Here is a 13,471-nt window from a genome sequence, read left to right on the forward strand (position 1 = left end):
GGCATGCCGTAGATGGGGGAGGATTTGTCGGTGCGCGCGGCAGGATTGACCACGTCATTCGCACCGATGACGAGGGCGACGTCCGTCGTTGCGAAGCTCTCATTGATGTCTTCCATATCGAAAATGAGATCGTAGGGAACGCCGGCTTCGGCGAGCAGGACGTTCATGTGGCCGGGCATGCGGCCGGCAACGGGATGGATTGCGAACTTCACCTGCACGTCGGCTGTCTGGAGTAGCTTGACGAATTCGTAGAGCTTTTGCTGCGCCTGGGCGACGGCCAGGCCGTAGCCGGGGACGATGATGACGCTGCTTGCATAGCGCATCGCAACCGCCGCGTCCGAGATTTCGACAGGCCGCATGCTGCCGGTGACAGGGCCCGCGCCGCCGGCAGCGATCTCCCCGAAATTGCTGAAGAGCACATTGGCGAGGGAACGGTTCATGGCGCGCGCCATCAGCAGGGTGAGCAGGGTGCCGGCCGAGCCCACCACCATGCCCGCAATCATCAGCGCCGGGTTCTGCAGGGCATAGCCTTCGAGCGCCACCGCGAGGCCGGTACAGGCGTTATAGAGGGAGATGACCACCGGCATGTCCGCCCCGCCGATCGGCAGAGTCATCATCACGCCGAAGCCGAGGGCAGCGAGGAAGAAGAGGATGACCGCGATACTGATGCTGCCGTTGACCAGGCCGGGGATGGCGCCGATACCGAGGGCGAGGGCAATCAGGAATAAGGCGCAATTGATGTATTGCTGCCGCGGAAAGCGGACCGGCTTTTCGAGCCGTCCGTCGAGCTTGGCCCAGGCGATGATGGAGCCGGTCAGCGACACGGCGCCGATCAGCGCACCGGCCAAGGTGACGGCGGCGAGCACGCCGGAATGCGGCACGCCGCGCGCGACCTCGGCGGCGGCGATCGCGGCGGCCGCTCCGCCACCCATGCCGTTATAAAGTGCAACCATCTGCGGCATAGCAGTCATGGCGACGCGGCGGCCGCTCCACAGTGCCCAGCCGCCGCCCAGAGCGAGGGCGATCAGGGCGAGTGCCAGGTTTTCCGGTAAGCGGCTGGCCGCCTCGACGGGCAGACGCGCTACGGTGAGGAAGGCTGCCAGCACGGCGATTGCCATGCCGAGCCCGGCAAGCTTGATGCCGCGCAATGCGGTGACCGGCGAGGACATGGATTTCAGGCCGAAGATGAAGAGGCCAGCGGCCAGTAGACCGCTCACCTCCTCAAGGCCGCTGAGCAGCATCGGGCCGGCTGTCATCGTTCGCCCTTTCGCGCGGTGCTCGAACGGAACATGGCGAGCATCCGGTCCGTCACCACGTAGCCGCCGGCGGCATTGGCCGCACCGAGCAGCACGCCCAGGAAGGCGATGATCTGTTGCGGCAGGCTCGTCGCATGCAGCAGCGCGTGCAGGGCGCCGATGACGACGATGCCGTGGATAAAATTCGATCCCGACATCAGCGGCGTATGCAGGATTGACGGTACGCGCCTGATCACCTCGTAGCCGGTGAAAGCGGCGAGCATGAAGATGTAAAGGGCGATCAGAAGACTGAGGGTTGTGTCGACTGTCATGGCGGCTGTCTCACGCTCCGTTCAGGAATGGATTGCCGAAAGAACGGCCGGATTGCGAATCGTTCCGTCATGCGTCAGCAGCGTGGCGGCGACGATCTCATCCGCGAGATCGATCTGCGGGGCGCCGTCCTTCACGATGACTGACAGCAGGTTGAGGAGATTCTTGGCGTAGAGTTCGCTTGCATGCTGCGCCACCATGGAGGGGAGATTGAGCGGCCCAAGGATCGTGACCGGCCCGCGAACGACCGTCGCGCCGGGCTCCGTCCCCTCGCAGTTGCCGCCGCTTTCGGCACCGATGTCGACGATGACGGAGCCGGGCTTCATTGCCGCGATCTGGGCCGCGGAGACAAGGCGGGGGGCTGGCCGGCCCGGTACCGAGGCTGCGGTGACGATAAGATCGGCCTCGGCGATGTGCCGGCCGATCACTTCGGCGACCTTGGCTTTCTCCTCCTCCGTCAGTTCCCGCGCATAGCCGCCGGCCGCGCGGGCATCGATGCCGGTATCGACGAATTTTGCGCCGAGGGATTGAGCTTCTTCCCGCGTCGCCGGCCGCACATCGTAGCCCTCAGTCACGGCACCGAGGCGCCGCGCAGTGGCCAGCGCCTGCAATCCGGCGACTCCGAGACCCATGACGAGGACTTTTGCGGCGCGGAGCGAACCGGCCGCCGTCGTCATCATCGGCAAGATGCGTGGCATCTGGGCGGCCCCGAGCAACACGGCGATATAGCCAGCCAGGGCTGCTTGACTTGACAGGGCATCCATCGTCTGGGCGCGGCTGATGCGGGGGATCTGCTCCATGGCGAAAGCGCTGATCCGGCCGTCCCGCAGCGCGCGAACCTGGTCGGGAACGTTTGCCCCATGGATGAAGGAGAGCAGAACCGTGCCAGGCTTAAGTGCGCGAATGACGGGCAGGGGCGGAAGGTGCACGGCAAGAAGCACGTTCACATGGCGCAGCAACTGCTCCTGATCAGCCTCGATGCGACAGCCCGAATACAGCGCATCGGCAAATTGCGCGGACTCGCCGCAACCGGAGGCGAGGCGGATATCGGCGCCGATCTTCTGCAGTCGTGGAACGGTCGTGGGGGTGACGGCGGTGCGCCGTTCTCCCGCTTGCGTTTCCTTCAGGGCGGTCAGGACAAAAGCCATGATCTCATCGAACCTTTTGGTGAGGCAACCACGCGATGATCAGGGGACAGTAGGATGCTCCCCCAATCGGGCCTTGACCAGGATCAAGAGCCTCGGTTGGGATGGCAAATTGAGGTTGGCCATCGTCTCACTCGTTCGTGATCGGAGATCAGGGCCGACAGGCTGCAAAACCGTAATGGAGTCCAAACAAAAACGCCACTTGGACATGCTACCCTCCGGATGCGAATCTTTTATTCTTGCGGCCTGCCAGGATCGTCGCCTAGGATCAGACAGGAACGGACAGGTTCGAACAGGTGGCGGCGAAATACCAAAAGGTTGCAGAGCTTTTAACGCGGGGAATTCAGACCGGCGCGTTCCAGCCGGGCGAACGCCTACCGGGCGAGATCGACCTTGCCCGCAGCTTCGAGGTGAGCCGTAGCACCATCCGGCAGGCGCTCTCCAGCCTGCAGAATGCCGGACTGATCGAGACCTGGACCGGTGCGGGCTCCTTCGTCTGCTACAATGGTGCGCGGATAGACGACGGGCTCGGCTGGTCCCGTGCGCTCGCAAACCACGGCGTGGCGGTGGCTGCGCGCATCCTGCGTTTCGAGCGGCTGGAGGATCGTGAACTGGCCGCCGCGCTCGATCTCGACCATGCGCAGTTCCTCGCGCTGGATCGTGTGCGCAGCACGAATGAGGGGAAACCTGTCTCGCTCGAACGCAGCCGGCTGCCCTGGCGGAAGGCGTTTGGCGCCGTACTCGAGAGTGGCTTAGTTGACAATTCGCTCAACCGGACGCTGGAAAATCTTGGCCTCAAGCCCATGGGGGGCAGTGAGGCGGTGGCGCTCCTGCGCCTTGGGGAGGCTGAGGCCGAGGCCCTTGCACAGTCCGTGGGGGAGCCGTTTCTCAGCACCACCCGCATTGTGCATGATCGTGACGGCGCCATCCTCGAACATGTAAAAAGCCTGCTGCACCCGGGGCATTTCACGCTCAGCCTGAGTTTTGGAGACGCTGCCCGATGAACATGGATGACCGCGCCTATGGTGCCTTGCTGGGTCTCGCCATCGGCGATGCGCTGGGCATGCCGACGCAGTATACGGCGCGCGAGACGATCATAGACCGCTACGGCATTCTCGATTGGTTCCAGCCCGGTCCGCCGGACAACTTCATCAGCCGCGGCATGGCCGCCGGCCGGGTGACAGATGATACAGATCAGGCGGTGATCCTGGGAGAGATGCTTGTGGCAGGCAGGGGGCATGTCGACCCGGAAGCCTTCGCCCAGGCGCTGCTTGCCTGGGAGACGCGGATGATCGCGGTCGGTTCGCAGGATCTTCTCGGCCCGTCCACGCGCCATGCGCTGACACTGGTGGCGCAAGGCATGTCGACGGAACTGACAGGCCGCACCGGCTCTACCAATGGCGCGGCCATGCGCGTGGCCCCGGTCGGCATCGCCTTTGCCGCCGAACCCATGGAAGCGCTGGTCGATGCCGTGTTCCAATCCGGCCATGTCACGCATAACACGACCGTCGCCCTTGCCGGCGCATCGGCGGTTGCCGCTGCCGTCAGTGCAGGGGTTGCCGGTGCAAGCCTGCCGCAAGCGCTGGAGACCGCGCTGCGCGCGGCCGAGGCTGGGGCCAAGCGCGGCTTCTATTTCGCGGGCGGAGATGTCGCGGCGCGTAGCCGCTGGGCCCTGGACCTCGTGCACGGCCGATCGGAGGAGGACGCGCTCGACCTCATCTATCGCCTCGTCGGCACAGGCGTCGCCACGAATGAAGCGGTGCCGGCCGCCCTCGCGATCTGCGCCGTAGCGCCAGCGGATCCCTGGCGCGTTTGCTGCCTGGCGGCGAGCCTCGGCGGGGACTGCGATACCGTGGGCGCCATTGCCGGCGCCATCATGGGCGCCTGCCACGGCGCCGCGTCCTTCCCTGCAAAGGCTGTTGCGACGCTGAAGGAAGCCAATCCGGATCTCGCCCTCGAGAGCCTCGCCCGAGGGCTGCTCGCGCTGCGCCGGAAGGCGACCGGTTGATGCGGCACGCCCCGCGCCTCTTCACCGTCGGCAGCATTCTGGCCGACATCCGCCTGGAGGTGCCGCATCTTCCGGTACGCGGCGGGGACGTGATCGGCGCGGGCGCGGCACTTTCGGCCGGTGGCGGCTTCAACATCCTCGCCGCCGCCGCGCGCCAGGGCATGGAATGTCTCTTCGCGGGGCGGCATGGCACAGGGCCTTACGGCACGCGCATCCGCGCCGATCTCGCGGCTGAAGGAATTGCTGCCCTGCTGCTACCGACGGCCGAGAGCGACAGCGGGTTTTGCCTCGTCATGGTCGAGCCCGATGGCGAACGTACCTTCGTCTCCTCCCCTGGCGTGGAGGCTACGCTCGGCGGCCGGCGTCTCGCCGATCTTGATCTGCGGCCCGGCGATACGGTCTTCGCCTCGGGTTACGATCTTGCCTATCCCGAACTCGGTCCTGCCATCGCGGTCTGGATGGAGAGCCTGCCGCGCAGCATCCGCTTCGTGGTCGATCCTGGTCCGCTGGTGGCGGACATCCCGACTCCGGTCATGGCGCGCGCCATGCCCCGCGCGACGGTCTGGAGCATGAATCGCCGGGAGGCGTTTCTTCTCACGGGCGTCACGGACCCCGCTGCGTTGCGCACCCATCTCGAACCAGGACTTTCGCCGGACGCGCTGCTCGTCCTGCGCGATGGCGCAGCCGGCGCCTGGATTTCGGAGGGCGAGGGGCGGTCTTCCGTCCATGTCCCGTCGCCCTCTGTGTGCATGGTCGATTCGACCGGCGCTGGCGATAGCCATGCCGGCGTGCTGATCGCGGCACTTGCGGCGGGGATGCCGGCCCGGGCAGCGGTCGCGCGTGCCAACGCAGCCGCGGCCTTGTCCGTGACCCGCGCCGGCCCCGCAACCGCGCCGAGCCGCGATGAGCTTGACCGCTTTCTCGCAAGCGCCGATGGGCTGACCGAGCGGAGTGCTGCCCAGTGCTGACTGTAGACTGATTATTTCACCCATTACACGAGGAAGCTTGAGAATGCCGATCACCCGCCGTTCCGTGCTTGCCGCCAGCGCCCTGATGGCGCTGCCGTCCATCGCCCGTGCTGCCGCGCCTGCCTTCAAGGGTCAGGTGCTCACCGTTGCATCCTGGCAGAACTACGGGGCCGATGACGCGGCAACCCTGAAAATGTTCGAGGATATGACGGGTGCCACCGTCAAGAACGTCTACTTCACCTCCGAGGACGATCTGCTGCAGATGCTGCGCCAGGGCGGCGTCGGCAAGATCGACGTGGTCCTGCCGAACCTCGAATACGTCATGCCGGGCGCGCAGCAGTCACTGTTCCAGCCCATCGACACTGCGAAGGTTACCAGCTGGTCCGCACTCGAGCCACGCTTCGCGAACGATCCTTCGATCCGGCTGAAGGGCCAAGTCTACGCCGTCCCCTGGGTGCAGGGGGCAACCTCGCTTGCGGTCAACCCGGATGTAGTGAAGACCGCGCCCACGAGCTGGTCCGTGCTTTGGGACCCCGCGAACAAGGGCAAGGTCGGCTTCTTCGACGACCCGACGACGGCGGTGATGACCGCGGCCCTCTACCTCGGCGAGGATCCGCAGAACCCCGATCTTTCCAAGATCCGCAAGGCCCTCCTCGATCTCAAGAAAAACGTGAAACTGTTCTGGTCGTCCGGCGATGACTGGAACAAGGCCTATCTCTCGGGCGAGATCACCATGGGCAATCTCTGGTCGGGCCTTGCCGGCACGCTTAAGACCAACGGCCATGCACTTGATTTCATCCTGCCGGATGACGGCACCGTTGTCTGGGGCGATACCTGGGCGATCGTGAAGGATACGCCGCATCCGGACCTCGCCTATGCCTGGGTTAATTTCCTCACCAGCCCAGCGTATTTCACGCAATGGATCACCAAGCCCGGCCCCAATCAGGAACTCGCCGTGCCGGTGAATGCCGATGCTGTGAAGGCGCTGCCGCAGGCGGCAGCGGACAAGCTGATGGCCGGCCCGCTGCTCAGCTACAAGGGCAAGGTAGCGTTGCAGACTGGCATCTCGCCCAAGGCGCTCAAAAAATGGACGCAGCTTTGGGAAGATGTGAAGGCATCCTGAGGAAATGCGACGGCGCCTTCTCGATTGGGTGACGACACCTTTTCTTCTGTTGCCGGCGGCCATTGTGCTGGCGCTCATGGTGGTGATCCCGCTCGCCGTTCTCGTCTGGTTCAGTTTCGCGCCGGACGGGGCCGGGGCGCCGCTCTCGCTCGATAGCTATAGGCGCATGGTGGAAAGCCCGCTCTATGCGCGGCTGGCGATCAAGACGCTGTGGACGGCGGGGCTCGCGGCTTTGCTCACGGCCGCACTCGCCTGGTGCCCGGCCTGGGCGCTGTCGCGTTTGCAGGCCCGCACGCGCAACCTCATCCTGCTCGCCATCGTGATTCCCTATCTCACCTCTTACTTGCTCCTGATCTACAGCATCTTCGTGGTGCTGGGCTCAGGCAGCCCGGTCATGATGCTGGCGCGCATCCTGGGGGTCGCCTCCCCCGGCGCCTCCCTTCTTTATACCCAGGCCGCGACCGTGGTGATGCTGGTCTATGAAAATCTGCCGCTGATGATCTTCGTGCTCTTTTCCGGCATGCAGCGGGTGGACGGCTCATTACTGTCGGCTGCGGGCTCGCTTGGCGCGGGTGCGATGCGGCGTATGGTCTATATCGTCTTTCCCATGGCAGCGCCTGCGCTCCTCTCCGGCCTTGTCATGGTCTTCGTTCCGATGGGCGGGGCCTTCGTCGAATCGCAGATTCTGGGCGGACCGAACGGGCTGCTGCTCGGCAATGTGATTGCCGATCAGATGACGCGAGCGGATGATCCGTCCTTCGGCTCGGCGCTTTCGCTTTTTCTTCTCCTCGGGATGCTGATCGTCACTGGGCTGCTCGCCGGCATCCGGCCGGCTGCGGCCTGGCTCGGGAGGCGGGCGCATGTCTGAACGCCGTATCCGGGATGCGGAGGCGCTCTCGCCTTTCATGGGCACGATGCTGGCGGTCGTGCTCGCCATCCTTTTCGTCCCGCTCGTCATCATCATCCTGCTCTCCTTTAACACGTCGCCCTACGGCACCTTTCCCTTCATCGCGACTCTGAAATGGTATCGGGCGCTTTTCACGGATTCGGGTCTGCTTGGCCCTACATGGCTCTCTGTCGAGCTTTCCCTCGCCGTGGCAGCAAGTTCGGCGCTGCTCGGCACCATGGCGGCGGTTTGGCTGGATCGCCGGTCCTCACGCATCGGAGGCCCGATCTTTCGGCTGTCGCTTCTCTCGGCCATCACCGTGCCTTGGCTTATTCTGGGCCTTGCCATGCTGCTAGTGGTCAATGCCGTAGGCCTCGGTCGCAGCCTCTTCTCGATCTATCTCGGACTTGTCGCGACAACGCTGCCCTACGTCGTCTTCATCGTCGCCGCCCGGCTGCATGCGCTGGACCGAGACTTGGACCATGCGGCGCGCTCGCTCGGCGCGAGCCCATTTGCAAGCTTTCTGAGGGTCAGCGCACCGCTGATCCTCCCCTCCATCCTCAGCGGGACGCTGCTATCCTTCATGGTTTCCTTCAACAATTTCCTGATCCAGTATTTCCTGGCGCCTTTCGGCGTGCAGACCCTGCCGCTGAAGATCTACACGCTGATCCGCACCGGCTACCTGCCCGATCTCAATGCTCTGGCAACGCTCATCGTCGGCGTCACCTGTGTGATGATCGCCATCCTGCATCGGCTGGGGATGCGCAATGCGGGCCTGCCTGGGGGGAGCGCATTGTGAGCGAAGGGCTCTCCGTTGCTGGCGTCGGCAAATCCTTTGGCGCGGTCGAGGTTCTGAAGGCGGTCAGCCTGAACGTGCCGCGCGGCGCATTTCACACGCTGCTTGGCCCCTCTGGCTCAGGCAAGACGACGCTGCTGAAGGTGATTGCGGGCTTCACACCGGCCGATGCCGGCCACGTGACGCTCGCGGGCCAGGACATCACCAATACGCCGCCCGAACATCGCAACATCGGCGTCGTCTTCCAGAACTATGCGCTCTTTCCGCACATGACGGTGGCTCAGAATGTTGCGTTCGGCCTGAGGATGCGCGGCGTGGGAAAGGCCGAACGTGCAGAGCGGGTAGAGGCGGTGCTCCGCCTTGTCCGCATGACGGGCTTCGGCCATCGCAAGCCCGCCGCCCTTTCGGGCGGCCAGCAGCAGCGCGTGGCGCTGGCCCGGGCCCTCGTCATCCGCCCGGCGCTTCTTCTGTTGGATGAGCCGCTTTCGGCGTTGGACCGCAAGGTGCGGCAGGAAGTGCGGGAGGAGTTGAAGCGTATTCAGGCCGAGACGCATGTGACCACGGTGATGGTGACGCATGATCAGGAGGAGGCGCTGTTTCTCGCGGACCGTGTTGTAGTGCTGGAGGGTGGCGCCATCCGTCAGCAGGGTGCACCCGCGGCCATCTACCGCAATCCGGCCGATGAATTCGTTGCCGGTTTTTTGGGCATCATCAACCTTCTGCCCGTCGTGCTGGAGCATGGAAAACTGCGTCTGGGTGAAAGCGTCATTGCGCCGCCGCAGGGCCTCGTGCTGCCGGCAGCAGGCGGCAGTTTCAACCTTGCCGTGCGGCCTGAGGAATTTTTCGTCGTCTCGGCTGGGGAGGGGGATCCTTCCGATGTACTGAAGGGACAGTTGATCGTTGCCGAATTCGGTGGTCCGGTGGTGACGCTCAAGGTCTCCCTGGCGGGGCAGGTCATCTCCATCCTCGCCCTCTCGCCCGATATTTTGGACGCGGGCCTGACCGAACCGGGAATGCCGCTCTGGCTCCGTATCCGCGCCGGGCAACTGTTGTCGGTGGGAGCAGGCAGGGCATGACCGTCTCCGTCGCTCGACAATGGAACACCTGGGATGCACAGGACCCGCTCTGTCTCGTCCATCTTCCGACAGGGCTCTCGTTGCGCTTTTCCCTCTTCAGCAGTGCCGACGGCCGCTACCGGCTGGCGGGGCAAGGAGTGGGTGTCACGTTGCTCGAGCACACATCGAACGGCAGTTTCGTCCGAGCCCGCATCGCCCATGCGGGGAGCGAAATGGAACTGACCTACACGAAGCCGGATCCGCACCGCGTCGCGGTCTCTCTCCGTTTTCTCAGACTCGCCGAATGGGGGCTGCGTTCCTGGGCGGCGTTGGAAGTGGGTTTCCGGCCACTCGATGGCGGGCCGCCGCCCTGGCGTGCGGGTGAGCCCTGGGTGCAGGCAGAGAATGCCGAGCCGATGCCGCCCGCATTGCCCCCAAGGCTGCTGGCCCGCCACCGCTCGCTCTTCGCCTCCATCCAGTCGGCCGAGCCTGCGGTTTATGGGGGTGCCTATCAGGAGATCGAGACCTTTGGCGAGGATTTGAATACGCGCGGCTATTACGCGCCACCGCGGCAAGAGCCCGAGGCGCGCTGGGGCGTCCTGCGCTTCAATGCCCAGATGCACCCTGAAATTCGGGTCGCCGTTGCACTCGGCACCGATTGCGCAATGGCGGAAGCGGGCAGTGCGGCGCTTCTCGCTCGCTGGCCCGTACAAGCGCTCATGCAGGCCGAGCCGGCCCGGGATGCAGTAAGAGACATCATCGCCTGGAACACGCTTTGGGATACGGCGAATCATCGCCCGACCACCGTGCTCACCCGCAACTGGCTGACAGGAAAATTTTCAGGCTGGGGCGTGTGGCTGAACGATATGTTCTTTCACGCGCTGCTCGCCGGCATGGTGGGGGATTTCGCAACCGCGCGGGACAATCTCGAAGCGGCACTGGGGTATCAGTCACCGGAGGGCAATCTCGCCTGCCTGCGCACGACGAACGAGGAATGGATCGATAGGTCCCAATCTCCCATCGGCGCCTACGTGCTGTGGCGACTCTACGAAATGACCGGCGATCGTTCACTGCTTGCGGAGCATTTTCCGACACTGCTGCGCGCGCATCGCTGGTGGTTGGAGAAACGAGACGGGAATGGCGACGGGCTTATCGAATACGGCAGTAGCCCCACTGGCACGGGTGCTTTCGTCCATACCAAGCAGGGTGCGATGGACGAATCCTTCATGGACAACGCGCCGATTTTCGACCGTGCCGGTTTTGATGCCGAGAGTCATACGCTGACCGTTGCCGAGCCCGGCCTCAATTGCCTCATCTCCCTCGACGCGCAGTGCCTTGCGCGGATCGCCGAGGTTCTGGACGAGGGCGAGACGGCGGCGACGTTGAGACAGACGGCGCGTGATCTGAATACCCGTATCTCCCAAAGACTGTGGGACCCGTTGCGCGGTGTCTTTTCCGCGCGGCACTGGTCCGGAGAGTTCGAGGCTTCGCTCTCCGTCACCTGCTTTTACCCGCTGCTCTGCGGTGCGGCCACCGAAGACCAGGCGAAGGCGCTGATCGACGGATACCTGCTGAATGTCGAAAAGTTCTGGGGGCCGCGCGTGCTGCCGTCTTCCGCGCAGGACGATCCGGCAAGCGTCGACAATGTCTATTGGCGTGGACGCATCTGGCCACCGCATCTCTTCCTCGTCTGGGAAGGGCTGCGTCGGCACGAGTTGGATGATCTTGCAGCCGAGGTCGCGGCGCGCGCCTGGGCCATGTTCGCGCCCGGCTGGGTTGAAAGTCGCATCTGCCGGGAGAATTTTCATCGCGCGGATCCGTTGGGGGATGAGAGCGTGGATGCCGACCGCTTTTACAGTTGGGGGGCGCTCATTCCGGCCATGAGGATGCTGGACGCCGCGCCCGCTTCCGCCTATCCGCGGCTCGGGGACCTGCTGAAGGAGTGACGGCGATGCCGGCGCGTCAGAATGAATGGCTGATCGTGGTCGATATGCAGCGCGCTTTCGCTGACCCGCCCAGCCCCTGGGCTTCGGCCGACTTCTACCGCGCGTTGCCGCAGGTGGAGCGGTTGGTGGAGGCCTATCGCGGTCGTGTCATCCTCACGCGCTATGTGGCGCCGATGCCGCCGACAGGTGCCTGGGTCTCTTATTTCGAGGCATGGCCGAGCCTTCTTCTGCCAGAGCAGCATCCGGCCTGGGAGTTGAAACTACCCCCGGGCGAAGGTGTCTTTGTGGAAACCCGGGCGACCTTCGGTAAATGGGATGCGGCGATGGCGGCTCGTGTTGGGCAGGATGCGGCGCTTGCAATCTGCGGCGTCGCCACCGAATGCTGTGTGCTCGCAACTGTACTCGGCGCCATCGATGCCGGCCGGTTCGTGCGGCTGGCGACAGATGCTTGCGCCGGCGGGACGCCGGAAGCCCATGGGCAGACACTGGGCATCCTCGCTGGCGCAGCGCCGCTCGTGGAATTGGTGCAGACCGCCGCGCTGGTTTAAGCTGTCCGCGCCACGGCCAGGACGCGGCGCATGCCGCCTTCGCCGATACTGCCCAGCACGGCGCAAAGACCCATCCATGGCCAGGACATCAGTCCGAAATGGGACATCGCCAGCATGAAGGCGATGCAGCAGCCTTCCCCAGTGGGCACGAGGAGGGCGAAGGCGAGGCCGGCGGCGAGCGGACCATAAGTCAGGATTGCTTCCAGCGCCGGGTTTTCGGCCGCCATCGCCACCATGCCCGTCTGCATCTCGATCAGTCCGAAGAGGGTCAGGCCGAGCACCCAGAGCCCGAGCCGGAGCAGGCCGCGCGGCGAGGTCAGCAGCGCCGGCCGTGGCACTACCACGCCGATCACCGTCATCAGCGCCGCCATGCGCAGCGCCAGGGTAAGGTTCGCTTCGATCAGGGCGAGGCCGGGGCCGCAGCCCGGCGGCATCGGCATGTCGAAGGCGCCAAAGCGCTGCAAAACCAAGCTGAGCAGAATCGCCGCGGCAGCTGCCGCCAGCGGCTTGATCGGCGAACCGCGTCGCTTAGCGCAAGCGCTCATGCCAGCGCCTCCACCCGGGCGCGGGCGAGCGCCGTCGGCGCCTTTCCCGTCCAGCCCCTCATGGCGCGCTCCAGCCTGACATCCTGCCCTGGCGCCGCGCGCAGCAGCATGGCCGGCACTGAGGCGCGGATCATTGCGAAGTGCTGCGTTTGAGCCGGGGCGAGCGGGCGCATGGGCATTCCGAAACCTTGGGCGGCCGTCAGGCGCAAAGCCTAATCCGAAGTCTAAGCAAACGCCGTGCCGATGAGAGACGACGGCGTGATCAAGCCTCGCGCCTTTTATCGAATAGAGGGCGCGCTTTGTCATTCGCGCAAGCAGTTTCTCTCTCTAGCCTTGGCCGCCGCAGTCAAGGATTGCCCGTCATGGACGTACCGGTTTGGGTCCCACCCGGTCGATGTACTCAGCCTTGATGACATCGCGAGGGCGATTGCCATTCTGAGGGCGTCCGAAGGGCTCGGCTCGAGGAACCGACCAAGGCTGATCTCGCCACCTGGCGCGCAAGCACGCCGCGGCCGCGCCAGGCTTTCATCAAGGCCATCGAAATGAAGACGGTCGAAGTCTCCGACGCGGTGGTGGACCTCACAGTCGGCACGGTCGCGCGCTTCAAAATCATCCCGACGACTAAGGCGCCTTACGGAGAGCCGTTTTGTTTCTGATCTGGCGGCCCGGGTGGATATTCCATTTTAATTGAACAATTAACCTGCACCCCATGTCCCGGATGGGCAGTTTTTCGGCATTCAGCCAGAAATTATGCGCTTGGCCGGCCGGCCGGCCGCCCAAATCCTCTGGCATGCCTCTTGCTGCGTTGCTGGGCATAATCAGCCGCGAGGGACCCCGACCATGATGCGTAAGCGTTTTCTGGGTGGCGTGCTTGGCCTTGGATTGA

Annotated in this window: 15 protein-coding genes; 9 read left to right on the forward strand and 6 right to left on the reverse strand. The window is 64.6% G+C overall.

Annotation, left to right across the window (positions count from 1 at the left end):
- The 3 genes from VL752_RS12100 to VL752_RS12110 form a co-directional block, all read right to left on the reverse strand.
- A partial coding sequence (locus VL752_RS12100; RefSeq protein WP_325355543.1) for an NAD(P)(+) transhydrogenase (Re/Si-specific) subunit beta occupies positions 1–1,241 on the reverse strand: 1,241 nt, incomplete at its 3' end.
- An 11-nt stretch (positions 1,242–1,252) separates the two neighbouring features.
- The gene (locus tag VL752_RS12105; RefSeq protein ID WP_325355516.1) at positions 1,253–1,567 is read right to left on the reverse strand and encodes an NAD(P) transhydrogenase subunit alpha; all 315 of its coding nucleotides are present in this window, start codon (positions 1,565–1,567) and stop codon (positions 1,253–1,255) included.
- A gap of 21 nt (positions 1,568–1,588) precedes the next feature.
- On the reverse strand, positions 1,589–2,713 hold the full coding sequence (locus tag VL752_RS12110) for an NAD(P) transhydrogenase subunit alpha (RefSeq protein ID WP_325355518.1): 1,125 nt from the start codon (positions 2,711–2,713) through the stop codon (positions 1,589–1,591).
- A gap of 293 nt (positions 2,714–3,006) precedes the next feature.
- Here VL752_RS12110 and VL752_RS12115 point away from each other — a divergent pair, with 293 nt between their 5' ends.
- The 9 genes from VL752_RS12115 to VL752_RS12155 are packed head-to-tail and all read left to right on the forward strand — an operon-like array spanning position 3,007 to position 12,040.
- Entirely contained in the window at positions 3,007–3,714 is a 708-nt protein-coding gene (locus VL752_RS12115) for a GntR family transcriptional regulator (protein WP_325355520.1), read from the forward strand.
- Positions 3,711–4,718: an ADP-ribosylglycohydrolase family protein gene (locus VL752_RS12120; RefSeq protein WP_325355522.1), complete on the forward strand. Its 1,008-nt coding sequence runs from the start codon at positions 3,711–3,713 to the stop codon at positions 4,716–4,718. The genes VL752_RS12115 and VL752_RS12120 overlap by 4 nt, the downstream gene beginning before the upstream one ends.
- Positions 4,718–5,686, forward strand: coding sequence for a PfkB family carbohydrate kinase (locus tag VL752_RS12125; RefSeq protein ID WP_325355524.1), 969 nt, complete (start codon positions 4,718–4,720; stop codon positions 5,684–5,686). The genes VL752_RS12120 and VL752_RS12125 overlap by 1 nt, the downstream gene beginning before the upstream one ends.
- A gap of 43 nt (positions 5,687–5,729) precedes the next feature.
- Entirely contained in the window at positions 5,730–6,809 is a 1,080-nt protein-coding gene (locus VL752_RS12130; RefSeq protein ID WP_325355526.1) for an ABC transporter substrate-binding protein, read from the forward strand.
- A gap of 4 nt (positions 6,810–6,813) precedes the next feature.
- The gene (locus VL752_RS12135) at positions 6,814–7,677 is read left to right on the forward strand and encodes an ABC transporter permease (RefSeq protein WP_325355528.1); all 864 of its coding nucleotides are present in this window, start codon (positions 6,814–6,816) and stop codon (positions 7,675–7,677) included.
- Positions 7,670–8,494: an ABC transporter permease gene (locus VL752_RS12140; protein ID WP_325355530.1), complete on the forward strand. Its 825-nt coding sequence runs from the start codon at positions 7,670–7,672 to the stop codon at positions 8,492–8,494. Before VL752_RS12135 ends, VL752_RS12140 begins: the two co-directional genes overlap by 8 nt.
- A complete protein-coding gene (locus VL752_RS12145; RefSeq protein WP_325355532.1) occupies positions 8,491–9,567 on the forward strand; it encodes an ABC transporter ATP-binding protein in 1,077 nt (358 codons plus the stop codon). Before VL752_RS12140 ends, VL752_RS12145 begins: the two co-directional genes overlap by 4 nt.
- Positions 9,564–11,492: an MGH1-like glycoside hydrolase domain-containing protein gene (locus VL752_RS12150; protein WP_325355534.1), complete on the forward strand. Its 1,929-nt coding sequence runs from the start codon at positions 9,564–9,566 to the stop codon at positions 11,490–11,492. The genes VL752_RS12145 and VL752_RS12150 overlap by 4 nt, the downstream gene beginning before the upstream one ends.
- 5 nt (positions 11,493–11,497) lie before the next feature.
- A complete protein-coding gene (locus VL752_RS12155; RefSeq protein ID WP_325355536.1) occupies positions 11,498–12,040 on the forward strand; it encodes a cysteine hydrolase family protein in 543 nt (180 codons plus the stop codon).
- Here the strand turns inward: VL752_RS12155 and VL752_RS12160 are convergent.
- From VL752_RS12160 to VL752_RS12170, 3 genes are all read right to left on the reverse strand, one after another.
- Entirely contained in the window at positions 12,037–12,585 is a 549-nt protein-coding gene (locus VL752_RS12160; RefSeq protein ID WP_325355538.1) for a hypothetical protein, read from the reverse strand. The two genes, VL752_RS12155 and VL752_RS12160, sit on opposite strands and share 4 nt — an antisense overlap.
- Positions 12,582–12,758 carry a hypothetical protein gene (locus VL752_RS12165; RefSeq protein ID WP_325355539.1) on the reverse strand — a complete coding sequence of 59 codons (177 nt, stop codon included), beginning with the start codon at positions 12,756–12,758 and terminating at the stop codon, positions 12,582–12,584. The genes VL752_RS12160 and VL752_RS12165 overlap by 4 nt, the downstream gene beginning before the upstream one ends.
- A 448-nt stretch (positions 12,759–13,206) precedes the next feature.
- On the reverse strand, positions 13,207–13,471 hold a 265-nt coding region (locus VL752_RS12170), incomplete at its 5' end, for a hypothetical protein (RefSeq protein ID WP_325355541.1).

The sequence above is a fragment of the Acidisoma sp. genome (assembly GCF_035492295.1).
Classification (GTDB): domain Bacteria; phylum Pseudomonadota; class Alphaproteobacteria; order Acetobacterales; family Acetobacteraceae; genus Acidisoma.

What these genes read in the sequence shown, in the direction of transcription:
- VL752_RS12125 (WP_325355524.1), top strand. Translation starts at nt 4,718, where the DNA reads ATGCGGCACGCCCCGCGCCTCTTCACCGTCGGCAGCATTCTGGCCGAC.
- VL752_RS12130 (WP_325355526.1), top strand. Translation starts at nt 5,730, where the DNA reads ATGCCGATCACCCGCCGTTCCGTGCTTGCCGCCAGCGCCCTGATGGCG.
- VL752_RS12165 (WP_325355539.1), bottom strand. Translation starts at nt 12,758, where the DNA reads ATGCGCCCGCTCGCCCCGGCTCAAACGCAGCACTTCGCAATGATCCGC.
- VL752_RS12105 (WP_325355516.1), bottom strand. Translation starts at nt 1,567, where the DNA reads ATGACAGTCGACACAACCCTCAGTCTTCTGATCGCCCTTTACATCTTC.
- VL752_RS12110 (WP_325355518.1), bottom strand. Translation starts at nt 2,713, where the DNA reads ATGGCTTTTGTCCTGACCGCCCTGAAGGAAACGCAAGCGGGAGAACGG.
- VL752_RS12160 (WP_325355538.1), bottom strand. Translation starts at nt 12,585, where the DNA reads ATGAGCGCTTGCGCTAAGCGACGCGGTTCGCCGATCAAGCCGCTGGCG.
- VL752_RS12120 (WP_325355522.1), top strand. Translation starts at nt 3,711, where the DNA reads ATGAACATGGATGACCGCGCCTATGGTGCCTTGCTGGGTCTCGCCATC.
- VL752_RS12155 (WP_325355536.1), top strand. Translation starts at nt 11,498, where the DNA reads ATGCCGGCGCGTCAGAATGAATGGCTGATCGTGGTCGATATGCAGCGC.
- VL752_RS12135 (WP_325355528.1), top strand. Translation starts at nt 6,814, where the DNA reads ATGCGACGGCGCCTTCTCGATTGGGTGACGACACCTTTTCTTCTGTTG.
- VL752_RS12150 (WP_325355534.1), top strand. Translation starts at nt 9,564, where the DNA reads ATGACCGTCTCCGTCGCTCGACAATGGAACACCTGGGATGCACAGGAC.
- VL752_RS12140 (WP_325355530.1), top strand. Translation starts at nt 7,670, where the DNA reads ATGTCTGAACGCCGTATCCGGGATGCGGAGGCGCTCTCGCCTTTCATG.